The sequence below is a fragment of the Streptacidiphilus rugosus AM-16 genome (assembly GCF_000744655.1).
In the GTDB taxonomy this organism is placed as follows: Bacteria; Actinomycetota; Actinomycetes; order Streptomycetales; family Streptomycetaceae; genus Streptacidiphilus; species Streptacidiphilus rugosus.
Genome location: NZ_JQMJ01000003.1, coordinates 444,311 through 458,742, shown reverse-complemented (window position 1 = coordinate 458,742; position 14,432 = coordinate 444,311). Strand labels below are relative to the sequence as shown.

General features: G+C 69.5%; 11 protein-coding genes and 1 pseudogene. 6 read left to right on the top strand and 6 right to left on the bottom strand.

What is annotated here, in order from left to right; translation table 11 throughout:
- Positions 1-3 precede the first annotated feature (3 nt).
- From rpsR to rpsF, 3 genes are all read right to left on the bottom strand, one after another.
- Positions 4-240, bottom strand: a complete 237-nt coding sequence (gene rpsR, locus BS83_RS05500; protein WP_030254746.1) for a 30S ribosomal protein S18 — start codon at positions 238-240, stop codon at positions 4-6.
- Between the two features lie 82 nt (positions 241-322).
- Positions 323-910, bottom strand: coding sequence for a single-stranded DNA-binding protein (locus BS83_RS05495; RefSeq protein ID WP_037601537.1), 588 nt, complete (start codon positions 908-910; stop codon positions 323-325).
- Positions 911-1,013: 103 nt separating this feature from the next.
- Complete coding sequence (gene rpsF / locus BS83_RS05490) at positions 1,014-1,304, bottom strand: 30S ribosomal protein S6 (RefSeq protein ID WP_037601535.1); 291 nt, start codon at positions 1,302-1,304, stop codon at positions 1,014-1,016.
- Positions 1,305-1,601: 297 nt separating this feature from the next.
- On the opposite strand from rpsF, the gene BS83_RS05485 reads away from it, so the two are divergent.
- The 3 genes from BS83_RS05485 to BS83_RS05475 all read left to right on the top strand — a co-directional run bounded on the left by BS83_RS05485 (position 1,602) and on the right by BS83_RS05475 (position 4,300).
- Positions 1,602-1,919 carry a hypothetical protein gene (locus tag BS83_RS05485; RefSeq protein WP_037601534.1) on the top strand — a complete coding sequence of 106 codons (318 nt, stop codon included), beginning with the start codon at positions 1,602-1,604 and terminating at the stop codon, positions 1,917-1,919.
- Positions 1,920-2,076: 157 nt separating this feature from the next.
- Positions 2,077-3,195: a lipid II:glycine glycyltransferase FemX gene (locus tag BS83_RS05480; RefSeq protein WP_037601532.1), complete on the top strand. Its 1,119-nt coding sequence runs from the start codon at positions 2,077-2,079 to the stop codon at positions 3,193-3,195.
- A gap of 70 nt (positions 3,196-3,265) precedes the next feature.
- Positions 3,266-4,300: an alanine racemase gene (locus BS83_RS05475; RefSeq protein ID WP_037601530.1), complete on the top strand. Its 1,035-nt coding sequence runs from the start codon at positions 3,266-3,268 to the stop codon at positions 4,298-4,300.
- Between the two features lie 128 nt (positions 4,301-4,428).
- Here BS83_RS05475 and BS83_RS05470 read toward each other — a convergent pair whose 3' ends face one another.
- Positions 4,429-6,006, bottom strand: coding sequence for a glycosyltransferase family 87 protein (locus BS83_RS05470; protein WP_084713154.1), 1,578 nt, complete (start codon positions 6,004-6,006; stop codon positions 4,429-4,431).
- 142 nt (positions 6,007-6,148) lie between these two features.
- Positions 6,149-8,767 carry a transglycosylase domain-containing protein gene (locus BS83_RS05465; RefSeq protein ID WP_037601527.1) on the bottom strand — a complete coding sequence of 873 codons (2,619 nt, stop codon included), beginning with the start codon at positions 8,765-8,767 and terminating at the stop codon, positions 6,149-6,151.
- A 457-nt stretch (positions 8,768-9,224) separates the two neighbouring features.
- On the opposite strand from BS83_RS05465, the gene BS83_RS05460 reads away from it, so the two are divergent.
- The 3 genes and pseudogenes from BS83_RS05460 to BS83_RS05450 all read left to right on the top strand — a co-directional run bounded on the left by BS83_RS05460 (position 9,225) and on the right by BS83_RS05450 (position 12,646).
- Positions 9,225-9,833 (top strand): PadR family transcriptional regulator, encoded by a 609-nt coding sequence (locus BS83_RS05460; RefSeq protein WP_037602709.1) that lies wholly within the window; start codon positions 9,225-9,227, stop codon positions 9,831-9,833.
- Positions 9,834-9,988: 155 nt separating this feature from the next.
- Positions 9,989-11,071, top strand: a complete 1,083-nt coding sequence (locus BS83_RS05455) for an inositol-3-phosphate synthase (RefSeq protein WP_037601522.1) — start codon at positions 9,989-9,991, stop codon at positions 11,069-11,071.
- A gap of 241 nt (positions 11,072-11,312) precedes the next feature.
- Positions 11,313-12,646: pseudogene (locus BS83_RS05450) on the top strand (MFS transporter).
- Here BS83_RS05450 and BS83_RS05445 read toward each other — a convergent pair.
- On the bottom strand, positions 12,615-14,135 hold the full coding sequence (locus tag BS83_RS05445) for a CCA tRNA nucleotidyltransferase (protein WP_084713153.1): 1,521 nt from the start codon (positions 14,133-14,135) through the stop codon (positions 12,615-12,617). The pseudogene BS83_RS05450 and the gene BS83_RS05445 sit on opposite strands and share 32 nt — an antisense overlap.
- Positions 14,136-14,432: the final 297 nt, after the last annotated feature.

Genomic DNA, 14,432 nt, shown 5'->3' with positions numbered 1-14,432 from the left:
TATTCAGCGAGCGGTCGAGGTGTAGGGCAGCAGAGCGACCTCGCGGCTGTTCTTCACAGCCGTGGCCACGTCGCGCTGGTGCTGGGTGCAGTTGCCGGTGACCCGGCGGGCGCGGATCTTCCCACGGTCGGAGATGAACTTGCGAAGCAGGTTCGTGTCCTTGTAGTCGACGTAGGTGATCTTGTCCTTGCAGAAGACGCAAACCTTCTTCTTAGGCTTGCGCACGGGCGGCTTCGCCATCGTGTACTCCAGTGTTCGTGATCAAGTCTTGTGTGAGCGCCGGGTGTCGAACACCTGGCGCCGACCGCTGAGCGAGCGCGCTCTAGAAGGGGGGCTCGTCCGAGAAACCGCCGCCGGCCGGGGCACCCCAGCCGCCGCCGCCCTGCTGACCGCCGCCCGCCGGGGCGCTGGACGCCCAGGGGTCGTCGGCCGGACCGGACTGCGGGGCGTTGCCGCCCCAGCCGCCGCCGCCCTGCTGACCGCCGCCGTTGTACCCGCCGCCCTGCTGCCCGCCGCCGAAGCCGCCACCGCCGGGACCGCCCGAGCGCTGGGCCCGGGTGACCTTCGCGGTGGCCGAGCGCAGGCTCGGACCGACCTCGTCGACCTCGACCTCGAAGACGGTCCGCTTCTCGCCTTCCTTGGTCTCGTACGAGCGCTGACGCAGGCGGCCCTGCACGATGACGCGCATGCCGCGCTGCAGCGACTCGGCGACGTTCTCCGCGGGCTGCCGCCAGACGTTGCACGTGAGGAAGAGGCTCTCGCCGTCCTTCCACTCGTTGGTCTGACGGTCGAAGGTGCGGGGAGTCGACGCGATGCGGAACTTCGCGACGGCCGCGCCAGACGGGGTGAACCGCAGCTCGGGGTCGTCGACAAGGTTGCCGACCAGGGTGATGACGGTCTCGCCTGCCATGTCAGACCTCTCGGAGAAGACGTTGCGGGGGTGCGGGTGTGACGGTTACTGCGGCTGCTTCAGAGAGACGGCGTTCGAACGTGCCGCTTCCGGAAAGCGATGCTCAGTGGGTGTCCGGGCGCAGGACCTTGGTGCGCAGCACCTGCTCGCTCAGGTTGAGCTGACGGTCCAGCTCCTTGACGACAGCAGGCTCAGCCTTGATGTCGAGCACGGAGTAGATGCCCTCGGACTGCTTCTTGATCTCGTACGCCAGGCGACGGCGTCCCCAGGTGTCGATCTTCTCGACCGAGCCGCCGCCGGTGCGGACGACGTTGGCGAAGTTCTCGATCAGCGGGGAGACAGCGCGCTCTTCGACCGAAGGGTCGAGGATCACCATGACCTCGTAGTGACGCATTGTGGAACCCACCTCCTCTGGACTCATGCGGCCACGGTCTTTCCGTGGCAGGAGGGTCTTCAATACACGTCGGCAACGGTATCGGCCGCCACTGACAATGTCCGCGAAGCCAGCGCTCGGGAGCGCTGAACAGACAATGCCCGACGGAACCACACCGGTGCAGACGGTCCAGCCTACAGGCACCCGAACGGGGGCTTGAAATCCACCCCCACAACGCCGCAATCTGTACACATCGGGTATGGAGCACACTACTGTGCGTAATCGTCTGACCTCCCTATGGAGCTAGGAGGCGGTCCCATGGCTCAGTCCACCGACCGGCAGCAGGTCGTCCGCAGAAATCCGCTGGCGGCCATGTTCAACACCGACGGCAAGCCGCATCCCCTGGAGAACACGCTCACCGCGATCACCGCCGTGCTCGGCACGATCGCCATCGTGACCTGCGCCTTCCGTGGCCTGCACATGCTCGCGTCGTGGACGGGGCTGGCCGGGGTGATCACCGCGGGATTCGCGCAGTACAAGTCGGCCACGACGGCCGAACGCTTCGTGATCGTGATTTTCGGCGGTGCCGCCGCGGTGGGCCTGGGCATCGGCCTGGCGCACGGCGGGCTCACCTAGGACCGGAGCCGCCTTCCGACGGCGGCGACGGCGCAGTGGTGCGCGGAGCAGGAGCGCGGCAACGCACCACACGCCCCGCCCGTCGCCTCTATGGGGTGCTCCCGCAGGGCAGTAGGCTGCGCAGTTGACGCGATCCACGCCCGAGGAGCACCCCCACATGAGCCTGCGCCTGAGGACCATCAGCCGCGAGGAGCACCTGGCCTTCATCCGTAGCCTGCCCTCCGCGAGTCACATGCAGGTGCCCTCCTGGGCCGATGTCAAGGCGGAGTGGCGCAACGAGAGCATCGGCTGGTTCGACGAGGGCGGCCGGATCGTCGGCGCCGGCCTGGTGCTCTACCGCCAGCTGCCCAAGGTCAAGCGCTACCTGGCCTACCTGCCCGAGGGCCCGGTCATCGACTGGTTCGACCCGAACCTCGAGGGCTGGCTGCGCCCGATGCTGGACCACCTGAAGGGCCAGGGCGCCTTCACGGTGAAGATGGGCCCGCCGGTGATCATCCGTCGCTGGCAGGCGGAGACCATCAAGAACGCCATCGCCGGCGGCCAGGCCAAACGGCTGCGCGACGTCGAGGCGGACTGGTACGAGCCGCGCGCCATCGACACCGCGGACCGGCTGCGCCGGATGGGCTGGCAGCAGGGGGAGGACGGCGGGGCCGGCTTCGGCGACGTGCAGCCGCGCTACGTCTACCAGGTGCCGCTGGCCAACCGTTCGCTGGACGACGTGCTCAAGGGCTTCAACCAGCTCTGGCGCCGCAACATCAAGAAGGCCGAGAAGGCCGGCGTCGAGATCGTCCAGGGCGGCTACGAGGACCTTCCGGTCTTCCACCAGCTCTATCTGGAGACCGCGGAGCGCGACCAGTTCATCCCGCGCCCGCTCTCCTACTTCCAGCGCCAGTGGAACGCGCTGACCGCCGAGGACCCCAACCGGATGCGCCTTTACCTGGCGTACCACGAGGGCGACCCGCTGGCGGGCACCACGATGATCACGGTGGGGCAGCACGTCTGGTACTCCTACGGCGCCTCCACCGTCCACAAGCGCGAGGTGCAGCCGAACAACGCGATCCAGTGGCGGATGCTGCGGGACGCCTACGCGCTGGGGGCGACGGTCTACGATCTGCGCGGCATCAGCGACACGCTGGACGAGTCGGACCACCTCTTCGGCCTGATCCGGTTCAAGGTCGGCACCGGCGGCCAGGCGGCGGAGTACCTGGGCGAGTGGGACTTCCCGCTCAACAAGCTGCTGCACAAGGCTCTCGACATGTACATGCAGCGTCGCTGACACTGCAGTAGCTCCGACGCAGCGTCAACCCGTTCCGCTCGCACCCGACCCGTTTGGAAGGCCCCTCCCCATGGCGCTCAGTCTCTACGTGGACACCCCCCGCTGGCGGGACCACCAGCGCAAGGTGCTGGGGGCCTTCCCCGGCCTGGTCCCCGTCGCCAAGGGCAACGGATACGGCTTCCGCAACACGCGGCTCGCCGAGGAGGCCACCCGCCTGGGCGCCGACATGCTGGCCGTCGGCACCGCCTACGAGGCCGCCGAGCTGAAGGACTACTTCGGCCGCGACGTCATCGTGCTGACCCCGTACCGGCTCGGCGAGGACCCGGTCCCGCTGCCGCACCGGGTGATCCGCACGGTCGCCAACGTGGAGGGCGTCCGCGCCCTGGTCGGCGGCCGGGTGATCGTGGAGTGTATGACCAGCATGCGCCGCCACGGGGTCTCCGCCGAGGACCTGGGCAAGCTGCGGATGGCCATCGACGACGTGCGGCTGGAGGGCTTCGCGGTCCACCTGCCGATGGACCGCCCCGAGGGGGTCGACCCGCTGGCCGAGACCGCCCGCTGGGTCGACCAGCTGCGCACGGCCGGACTGCCGCTGCGCACCATGTTCGTCAGCCACCTCAGCTCCTCCGAGATGGAGCAGCTCCAGGGCTGGTACCCGGAGGTGCGCTTCCGGGCCAGGATCGGCACCCAGCTCTGGCTGGGCGACCACGAGGCCATCGACTGCCGCGGCACGGTCATGGAGGTGCACCGCCTGGCCAAGGGGGAGCGCTTCGGCTACCGGCAGCACCGCGTCTCGGGCGACGGCCACCTGCTGGTCGTCGCGGGCGGCACGGCCCACGGCGTCGGTCTTGAGGCCCCCAAGAACATGAGCGGCCTGACCCCGCGCGCCAAGAACCTGGCACGGGCCGGTCTGGCCACCCTGGGCCGCAACACCTCGCCGTTCAACTGGAACGGCGCCAAGCTGGGTTTCGCCGAGCCGCCGCACATGCAGGTCTCGCTGCTGTGGGTCCCCGGCGAGGTCGCGCCGCCCGCGCCGGGCGAGGAGCTGCGGGCGACCCTGCGGCACACGACGACGCTGTTCGACCGCATCGTCGACCGGCACTGAGGGACCGGCACTGAGGCGGGCGACCGGAGAAACGCAGAAACGGACCAAGATCGCCAAGTGCTTCGCGTGAAGCATTTCGCGATCTTGGTCCGTTTTGTCGCGGGCTGCGCCCCCGGACCCGGCCCGGGCTACTGCCCTGACGCGTTCCCGACGGCGTAACTCGTCGGCCCGGCCAGCAGCTCCGCCCCGCTCGTCGGTGCCGCCAGGACCTTCTCGCGGGTCAGGGTGAAGACGTCGCCCGCGCCGTCCAGCACACCGCCCGACGGGTCGTCGCTGCCGTCCCGCCGCACCGGGTCCGACGCGGGGGAGAGGATGTCCCGGACGACGACCACGACCAGGTACAGCGTCCCCAGGATGTGGACCGCGATCGCCGCGTGGTACCAGTCCGGCGGCAGGCCCTTCTGGTTGCCGGTCGAGGTGTAGGCCAGGTAGTACCAGACGCCGAGGAAGTAGAGCACCTCGCACGCCTGCCAGACCAGGAAGTCCCGCCAGCGCGGCCTGGCCAGCACCGCCAGCGGGAGCAGCCAGAGCACGTACTGCGGCGAGTAGACCTTGTTGGTCAGCGTGAAGACGGCGATCACCAGGAAGGCGAGCTGCGCGAAGCGCGGGCGGCGGTGCGCGGCCAGCGCCAGCCAGCCGATGGCGACGCAGCCGGCCCCGAGCAGGACCGTGATCAGGGTGTTGACCGTGGTCGTGTCCACCCCGTCCAGCCAGCCGTTCTGGGAGAGGATCAACCAGAACGAGCCGAAGTCGATGCCCCGGGATTCACTGAAGGTGTAGAACGTGGCCCAGCCGGTGAAGTTGGCCACCATGAACGGGACGTCGACGACCAGCCAGGCCACCGCCGCGGCGGCGAAGGCCCGGCCGAAGTCGCGCATCCGCCCGGCCCGCAGGCAGAGCACCAGCAGCGGGCCGAGCAGGAAGACCGGGTAGAGCTTGGCGGCGGTCGCCAGTCCGATCAGCACGCCGGCCCAGGCGGGGTGGCGGCGTGCCCACAGCGCCATGCCGACGGCGGCGAGGGCCACGGCGAGCATGTCCCAGTTGATGGTGCTGTCCAACGCCAGCACCGGTGCGAGCGCGAAGAGCAGCGCGTCCCAGGGGCGGCGGCGGTGCGTCCGCGACAGCGCGACCACGGTCACCACCGCGCAGATCATCAGCATGCCGGCGTTGACCAGCCAGAAGACCTGCTCGCGGTGGACCTCGGTGCCCACCCCGGGCGTGAGCTTGGCCGCGGCCCAGATGAAGACGCCGGTGAGGACCGGGTACTCCAGGTACTGCATGTTCGGGTCGGTGGAGCCGGGGATCCTGTCGACGTAGGGGATGTTCCCCGGCAGGTTGAAGCCACGCAGCGAGAAGAGGTGCGGGATGTCGCTGTAGCAGGCGTGGTCGTACTGCGCCGAGGCGCCGAAGAACCAGCCGCTGGAGTAGCACGGCGCCTTCTGCACCATGCCGAGCGCGAAGACGACGACGGTGACCAGGGCCAGCACCCGGGCCGCGTTCCACCAGCCCACGCCGAGCAGCGCGCGACGCCCCGGGGGACCGCCGATCAGTTCGCTGGCCGCGGCCGCGACCGGGTCCTCGTCGGCGGGCACGACGACGGTGTCCTCCGGCGGCGGCACCGGCAGCCGGGGCTGCGGCGCCCACGCCGCCTCCACGGGCTCACGGGCGTCGCCGGCCTCGCCGGCTTGCTGGTCACTCGACGTCATACCGCTCATCCTGCCGCACGATCCTTTCCCGGGGTTGTGGACAACGCGCTGCGGCCGGACTGGACCGGCTTCTCACGGGTACGGCACGCGGCCCCCACCCAATCCGGGTCGGGGCCGCGCGTCACTCTTCTGGCCTGGCAGCTCAGCCGCCTGGAGGCACGACCTGCGCCCCGGGCGACGTCGACGGCGTGGGCGTGGTCCCACCACCGCCTCCGTGGTGATGTCCGGGCGAGGACGTCGGCGTGCCCGGGGAGGAGGACGGGTCGGTGGTGCAGTTGCCGAGCGCCATCTGGATGGGGTCACAGGTGCTGCTGCCCGAGCTCGACGGGGTCGGGCCGCCGGACTGCGTGTTCGTCGGCGACGCGCTGGCGGAGCCGGAGGGCGAGCTGCTGGTCGACGGGCTCGGCGACGCCGTCGGCGCTCCGGTCTCGTTGCCGCCCTTGGGCAGTTGCGGCGCCGGCGGGAAGTCCTTGGTCGGCTGACCGTTCAGCGCGGCCTTCATGTAGTCGACCCAGACCTCCGTCGGCATGACGGCACCGAAGACCTTCGGGAAACCGCCGACGCCCTTCATGGGCTGCAGCGTCGGGTGGTTGGGGTCTTCCTTGAACATCACCACGGAGGTGGCCAGCTGCGGGGTGTAGCCGATGAACCAGGCCGACTTGTAGTCGTCGGTGGTACCGGTCTTGCCGGCCGCCGGACGCCCGAGGTCCTTGGCGTTGGTGCCGGTACCGCTCTGGACGACTCCCTGCAGCACGCTGGTGACGTTGTTCGCGATGTCCGCGCTCAGCGCCTGCGAGCCCTTCACCACCGGAAGCCAGCTTTGGACCGCGTCCTCGTAGGTGACCTTCCTGACCGAGAAGGGGTCGTGCTCGTACCCCTGGTTCGCGAAGGTCGCGTAGACGTTCGCCATGCGGACCGCGTTCGGCGTCGAGGTGCCGATGTAGAAACCAGCCGACTGGTCGGCCAGGGTCTTGTTGTCGAGCCCCAGGCTCTCTGCGGTCTTCTGGACGGGCGAGTAGCCGACGTCCTCACCGAGCTGCACGTACGGCGTGTTGATCGACTGCTCCATCGCGTAGCGGAGCGTCCGGTAGCCGTACTTGGTGTTGCTGTCGTTGGCCTGGTGGAGCAGCCCGTCCGGCTCGGGGCAGGCCGAGGTGCCGGATCTGTCCTCCAGATAGACGCCCGCCTGGTTGTGGATCTTCAGACAGGGGTCGGCGTTGTACTTGCTGTCCGGTGTGATCGGGACGGGCTGTCCACCGGGCTCCTGTACGGCGCCGTTCTGGATGGCGGAGGCGAGCACGATGGGCTTGAACGTCGACCCGACCGGGACGCCCTGGGTGTTCGCGTTGTTCACGAAGTGGCCCTTGTTGATGCCGGGGCCACCGTAGACCGCCACGATCTCACCCGTTGCGGGATTCACCGAGGCCGCGCCGACCTGCACGAAGTTGTCGGCCGAGCGCTTCTTCGTGTTGATGTGCGCGGCCTGCATGGTGTTGACGGCGGATTCGAGCGCTTCGACCTTGGCCTTGTTGAAGGTCGTGTAGATCTTGTAGCCGCCGTGGGCGAGCTTGGCGTCGGTCAGCTGGCCGCCCGACTTCTGCTCGGCGTAGTTGGTCGCCATGTCGACGAGGTAGCCGACCTGACCGGTGAGCTGCGAGTTGTGGAGCCACTTGATGGGCTTGGGGAAGCCCTTGGCGAAGAGCGCGTCGTGCTCGGCCTGGGTCATCCACTTGTTGACGACCATGCGGTTGAGGACGTACTGCCAGCGACCCGTCGCGCGCGTCAGCGCCGCGGAGTCGGTGTCGACGTTCTGCATGGTGCTCGGCTCGTTGACCGTGGCCGCGATGAACGCGCCCTGGCTGACGTTCAGCTGCGAGGCGTGGACACCGTAGTAGGCCTCGGCCGCAGCTTCGATGCCGTACGCGTTGCGCCCGTAGTAGTTGGTGTTCAGGTAGCCGGTCAGCACCTGGGTCTTCGACAGGCCGCCGTTCGCGATCCGAATCGAGATCAGTATCTCGTTCAGCTTGCGGGTGGCCGTCTGGGCGCTGTTGAGATAGACGTTCTTGACGTACTGCTGAGTGATCGTGGACCCGGACTGCACGCTGCCACCGGTCGCCATGTTCCGGACCGCGCGCAGGATGCTCATCGGGTCGACACCGCTGTTGGTGTCGAACGTCTCGTCCTCGGCGGCCTTGAAGTCGTTCTGGACCGGGACCGGAACCTCGGCGAGCGGGACGATCTGCCGGTTGACCGAACCCGTGGACGCCATGACGGTCTTGCCGTCGTCCCAGTAGTAGATGTTGCTCTGGCTGGTCGAGGCCGCGTTCGGGTCCGGGACCGTCACCTGCGCATACGCGTAGCCGACCACCGCGGTCAGACCGCCGAACATGATCAGGAACCCGCTCAGCACCAGCTTCCACGAGGGCAGCCAGCGTCGAACGCCCGACTTGCCCCAGCGCGGGTAGTCGATGAAACGCTTCGGCTTGGGGCCCTGCGGCGGCTGCCCGCCGCGGCCTCCGCCACCGGCTCCGCCGGCGCCGCGGCCGCCGCCCTTGCCCTGGGCCGCGCGGCGCATCTCGGCGCGGGTCAGCCGGGGTTGGGCCGACGTCGCGCCGGGCCCGCCGGGCTGGGGGCGGGCGGTGCGGCGCGGGGGCATGCCCGCGCTGGGGTGACCGCTCACCGGTCCGCGTCCGACGGAGGTGGGCCCGTCCGGACGGCGACCGTTCTGCGGCTGCGACTGTTTGCGCCGGTGTTCGCTCATCCTGCTTCCAGCTGTTCCTCGGTCTACAGGCCCTCTGACCTGAAGGCGGTGGTCCGGTTCCCCCAAGGCGCGGGCCCAAGTGACCAGAGTGCGCCGAGGACGGTGACGCCCCCTGGACCACTCTGGTTCCCGTACGTCCCGGCGGCTTTCTGCATAGCCGACAGAGTACGCAGCATGGGAAGGTACCTAATCGGGCGTCAGCTGCCATATGGGACAAAGCGCCGGAAGATCCTTATGAAAGCTCGGCCAAACTCCCGCGTTCACCGCACAACTCCCGCACGCACCTTATGCACAAGCAACAACTGTGAGCGCCACCACCGGACCCCCTCTTGCCCTCGCTCCGGTCGCGTCATATCGTCTCGATGTATCGACTCGATACATCGGAGTGGCATACTTCGAGTGTCGGTCCCACCCGACGGGACGACGGCAGGCGTGACGAAAGGAGGCGAGACAGGAGATGAGCAGACGCTCAGGGATCCTGGAGTTCGCCGTCCTCGGCCTGCTGCACGACTCGCCCATGCACGGCTACGAGCTGCGCAAGCGGCTCAACGTGCTGCTCGGCTCGTTTCGTGCCTTCTCCTACGGCACGCTCTACCCCTGCCTCAAGGGCCTCGTCGCCCAGGGCTACCTGGTCGAGGACAACCCCGACGCCGAGTACATCCCCGCCACCGCCCTCAACGGCAAGCGATCGAAGATCGTCTACCGGCTCACCGGCGAAGGCAAGCAGCGCTTCGAGGAGCTGCTGGCCGACTCCGGGCCGGACGCCTGGGAGGACGAACACTTCGGCGTGCACTTCGCCTTTTTCGGCCAGACCGACAGAGCCGTGCGTATGCGCGTGCTCGAAGGTCGCCGGAACCGGCTGGAGGAGCGTCTCGAGAGGATGCGCGCCTCACTGGCCCGCACCCGCGAGCGCTTGGACGCCTACACCCTCGAACTGCAGCGCCACGGCCTGGAGTCGGTCGAGCGCGAGGTCCGCTGGCTCAACGAGCTGATCGAGACCGAGCGCGCCAACCGCAACGGCCGCGGCCCCGCCCCCGGTCCACCGGGCGGCGCGGCTCAGGAGTAGCACGCGGGCGGCAGGGGGACTGCCGGCAGTCAGCATCGACGCAGCTATTTCAGACGCACTGGTTTTCCGACGTTCTGAATTTCAGACGTACCGCATTGAGAAGGCAGAGACTCGTGCCGCAGCGCGAGTCTCACGAGCAACAAGGAGCAACCGGAATGAGTTCGGTTCGCGTAGCCATCGTGGGTGTCGGCAACTGCGCCGCCTCGCTGGTGCAGGGTGTCGAGTACTACAAGGACGCCGACCCGAACAGCCGCGTGCCGGGCCTCATGCACGTGCAGTTCGGTGACTACCACGTCCGCGACGTCGAGTTCGTCGCCGCGTTCGACGTGGACGCCAAGAAGGTCGGTCTCGACCTGGCCGACGCGATCGGCGCGTCCGAGAACAACACCATCAAGATCTGCGACGTGCCCTCCACCGGCGTCCAGGTGCAGCGTGGCCACACGCTGGACGGCCTGGGCAAGTACTACCTGGAGACCATCCAGGAGTCCGCCGACGAGCCGGTCGACGTGGTCCAGGTCCTCAAGGACCGCCAGGTCGACGTCCTGGTCTGCTACCTGCCCGTCGGTTCCGAGGCCGCGGCGAAGTTCTACGCCCAGTGCGCCATCGACGCCAAGGTCGCCTTCGTCAACGCCCTCCCGGTCTTCATCGCTGGCACCAAGGAGTGGGCGGACAAGTTCACCGAGGCGGGCGTGCCGATCGTCGGTGACGACATCAAGTCCCAGGTCGGCGCGACCATCACGCACCGCGTGATGGCGAAGCTGTTCGAGGACCGCGGCGTCATCCTCGAGCGCACCATGCAGCTGAACGTCGGCGGCAACATGGACTTCAAGAACATGCTCGAGCGCGAGCGCCTGGAGTCCAAGAAGATCTCCAAGACGCAGGCCGTCACCTCGCAGATCCGCGACCGCGAGCTGGGCGCGAAGAACGTCCACATCGGCCCGTCCGACTACGTGGCGTGGCTCGACGACCGCAAGTGGGCCTACGTCCGCCTCGAGGGTCGCGCGTTCGGCGACGTCCCGCTGAACCTGGAGTACAAGCTCGAGGTCTGGGACTCCCCGAACTCGGCCGGCGTCATCATCGACGCGGTCCGCGCCGCGAAGATCGCCAAGGACCGCGGCATCGGCGGCCCGATCCTGTCGGCGTCCTCGTACTTCATGAAGTCCCCGCCGGTCCAGTACTTCGACGACGAGGCCAAGGAGAACGTCGAGAAGTTCATCCGCGGCGAGGTCGAGCGCTAAGCAGCACCCCCCAGGGGCGCGAGGAACTGCGCGAGCAACCATCCACTGCGGATGGCCCTGCTCGTCCGGCGAGTCACCACACACGGTGGCTTGTCGCGCAGTTCCTCGCGCCCCTTGGCTGTTGCCACCGGCTCGCCCCTGGCTCGCCTGCACCAAGATCCCTAAATGCTTCACGTGAAACACTTAGCGATCTTGCTCGCGTTCACGTGCAACCGCAGGTCCGCCGTGCCACGCTTGGCCGGTGTCGACGTCCCCCTCACTCCGCGCGCTGCTCGCGCTCCGCGGTTTCCGTCGACTGCTGGCCACCCGACTGCTGTCGCAGTTCTCCGACGGAGTCTTCCAGGCCGCCCTCGCCGCCTACGTCGTCTTCTCGCCCGAGCGGCAGCCGACGCCCACCGCCATCGCCTCCGCCTTCGCGGTCCTGCTGCTGCCGTTCAGCGTCGTCGGCCCCTTCGCCGGGGTGCTGCTGGACCGCTGGCGGCGACGGCAGGTGCTGGTCCGCGGCAACCTGCTGCGGCTGGTGTTCTGCCTCGGAACCGCCGCACTCGTCGCCGCGAAGGCTCCCACCGCCGTCTTCTTCATCGCCGCGCTCGCCGTGACCGGGGTCAACCGGTTCGTGCTGTCCGGGCTCTCCGCCGCACTGCCGCATGTCGTCACCGACAACCTGCTCATCGGCGCCAACTCGCTCGCGCCCACCGCCGGCACCCTCGCCGCGACCGTCGGGGCGGCGGCGCGTTCCTGGTCCGGCTGGGGCTGCCCGCCGGGCCGTGGAGCAACGCGCTGCTGGTCTGCCTCGCCGGGCTCGGATACGCCTCCGCAGCGCTGGCGGCCTCCACCCTGGGCAAGGACGCGCTCGGGCCCGACCGGGCCGAGCTGGACGAGGCGACGCGGACCTCCGTCCGCAGCGCCGTCCTGGACACCGCACGCGGACTGGTCGACGGCGTCCGGCACCTGCTGGGCGAGCGGCGGCCCGCTGCCCGCGCGCTCGGGGCGGTCACGGTCTGCCGGTTCTGTTACGGGCTGCTGCTGGTCGTCCTGCTGATGCTGTGCCGCAACACCTTCGTCGCGCCGAGCGACCAGGCCGGCGGGATCCGCTGGCTGGGCACCGCCCTCGCGGCCTCCGCCGCCGGATACTTCAGCGCCGCCGCGCTCACGCCCTGGGCAGGCCGCCGACTCACCGTCCCCGGCTGGCTGACGCTCTGCTGCGCGCTGGGCGCGGTGCTGACCGCCGCCCTCGGGCTCTTCTTCACGCCGTGGCCGACCATGGCGGCCGCCTATTTCCTGGGCCTGCTGACCCAGGGTGCGAAGATCAGCACCGACACCGTGGTCCAGAGCGGCGTCGACGACGCCTACCGCGGCCGGGTCTTCGCCCTCTACGACGTGCTGTTCAACGGCGCGCTGGTGGCCGCCGCCGCGCTCTGCGCGCTGGTGCTGCCGGTGTCCGGCCGCTCGGTCCCCGTCGTGCTGACGGCGGCGGCGCTCTACGCCGCCACCGCCCTCGCCTACGGAGCCCACCGCCCCTGGCGGGACGCCGCCCCCACGCTCACGCGTTCCGGGCGCTCCACCACTCCTTGAGCGCCGTCTGCGCGGCCTCCTCGCCCAGCGGGCCCTGCTCCAGGCGCAGCTCCATCAGGAACTTGTACGCCTCGCCGACCTCACGGCCCGGCTTGAGGCCGAGCAGCGCCATGATCTGGTCGCCGTTGAGGTCCGGGCGGATCGCGTCCAGCTCCTCCTGACCCTTGAGCTGCGCGATCCGCTCCTCCAGGCCGTCGTAGGTCCGGGAGAGCGCGGCGGCCTTCTTCTTGTTGCGGGTGGTGCAGTCCGAACGCGTCAGCTTGTGCAGCCGGTCCAGCAGCGGGCCCGCGTCGCGGACGTAGCGGCGGACCGCCGAGTCGGTCCACTCGCCGCCGCCGTAGCCGTGGAAGCGCAGGTGCAGCTCGACCAGCCGGGAGACATCAGCGATCAGCTCGTTGGAGTACTTCAGCTCCCGCAGCCGCTTCTTGGTCATCTTCGCGCCGACCAGCTCGTGGTGGTGGAAGGAGACGCCGCCGCCCTGCTCGAAGCGCCGGGTGCGGGGCTTGCCGATGTCGTGCAGCAGCGCGGCCAGCCGCAGCGTGAGGTCCGGCCTGCCCTCGCCCTCGCCGGTCGCCTCCAGGGCGATCGCCTGCTCCAGCACCGTCAGCGAGTGCTCGTAGACGTCCTTGTGCCGGTGGTGCTCGTCGAGCTCCAGCTTGAGCGCGGGCAGCTCGGGCAGGACGCGGGCGGCCAGGCCCGTGTCGACCAGCAGCGTCAGGCCCTTGCGCGGGTGCAGCGAGAGCAGCAGCTTGTTGAGCTCGCCCTGGATCCGCTCGGCGGAGACGATGTCGATCCGGTCCGCCATGTCCGTCATCGCGGTGACGACCTCGGGGGCCACCTCGAAGTCGAGCTGGGCGGCGAAGCGTGCGGCGCGCAGCATCCGCAGCGGGTCGTCGGAGAAGGAGGCCTCGGGCGTGCCCGGGGTCCGCAGCACGCCCTCGGCCAGGTCGGCCAGACCGCGGTGCGGGTCGACGAAGACGACCTCGGGCAGCGCGACCGCCATCGCGTTGACCGTGAAGTCACGCCGGACCAGGTCCTCCTCGATGGTGTCGCCGAAGGTCACCTCGGGCTTGCGCGAGTTCCTGTCGTAGAGCTCGGAGCGGTAGGTGGTGATCTCGATCTGCAGGTCGTGCTTGCGCACCCCGACCGTGCCGAAGGCGATGCCGACGTCCCAGATCGCCTCGCCCCAGCCCTTGACCAGCTTGAGGATCTCCTTGGGCCGAGCGTCCGTGGTGAAGTCCAGGTCGTTGCCGAGCCGTCCCAGCAGGGCGTCCCTGACCGAGCCGCCGACGAGCGCCAGCGCGAAGCCGGCCTCACGGAACCGCTCGCCCAGCTCCACGGCGACCGGGTAGGCGCGCAGGATCTCCCTGACCTGCTCCGCCTGCGTCTCGCTCAGCGCGGCGTCGTCGGCAGCGGCCGGAACAGCGGCAGCGGAGGGAACGACGGAGGCGGCGGGGGCGGATTCGGGCGCGGGGAAGCCGGACGGCATAGCGTGGGACACGACAGACAAGGGTACGGGGCCCGACGGCCCCGGCGCTGCACAGTTATGGCCGCTCGAACGCCTGCCACCGCCCGTCGCCGCCCGCGGCGGCGGCGGTCGGGGCACAGCGGATACCCAGGCGGGACCCAGCAGGCGCCCGGCCGCCGCACAATCCGACCGGGCGCACGGGAACAAGTTTGCGCTTCCGCCCCCATCCGGGCCTGCCCAGCGGCACACAGGGCCACCCGGCGTCGTTACCATGCCAGGGCGCGCAACGCGCGGCGAGCATCCCTGGGGACAGCGACA

What these genes read in the sequence shown, in the direction of transcription:
- BS83_RS05480 (WP_037601532.1), top strand. Translation starts at nt 2,077, where the DNA reads ATGAGCCTGCGCCTGAGGACCATCAGCCGCGAGGAGCACCTGGCCTTC.
- BS83_RS05470 (WP_084713154.1), bottom strand. Translation starts at nt 6,006, where the DNA reads ATGACGTCGAGTGACCAGCAAGCCGGCGAGGCCGGCGACGCCCGTGAG.
- BS83_RS05485 (WP_037601534.1), top strand. Translation starts at nt 1,602, where the DNA reads ATGGCTCAGTCCACCGACCGGCAGCAGGTCGTCCGCAGAAATCCGCTG.
- BS83_RS05475 (WP_037601530.1), top strand. Translation starts at nt 3,266, where the DNA reads ATGGCGCTCAGTCTCTACGTGGACACCCCCCGCTGGCGGGACCACCAG.
- rpsF (WP_037601535.1), bottom strand. Translation starts at nt 1,304, where the DNA reads ATGCGTCACTACGAGGTCATGGTGATCCTCGACCCTTCGGTCGAAGAG.
- BS83_RS05495 (WP_037601537.1), bottom strand. Translation starts at nt 910, where the DNA reads ATGGCAGGCGAGACCGTCATCACCCTGGTCGGCAACCTTGTCGACGAC.
- BS83_RS05445 (WP_084713153.1), bottom strand. Translation starts at nt 14,135, where the DNA reads ATGCCGTCCGGCTTCCCCGCGCCCGAATCCGCCCCCGCCGCCTCCGTC.
- BS83_RS05465 (WP_037601527.1), bottom strand. Translation starts at nt 8,767, where the DNA reads ATGAGCGAACACCGGCGCAAACAGTCGCAGCCGCAGAACGGTCGCCGT.
- BS83_RS05460 (WP_037602709.1), top strand. Translation starts at nt 9,225, where the DNA reads ATGAGCAGACGCTCAGGGATCCTGGAGTTCGCCGTCCTCGGCCTGCTG.
- BS83_RS05455 (WP_037601522.1), top strand. Translation starts at nt 9,989, where the DNA reads ATGAGTTCGGTTCGCGTAGCCATCGTGGGTGTCGGCAACTGCGCCGCC.
- rpsR (WP_030254746.1), bottom strand. Translation starts at nt 240, where the DNA reads ATGGCGAAGCCGCCCGTGCGCAAGCCTAAGAAGAAGGTTTGCGTCTTC.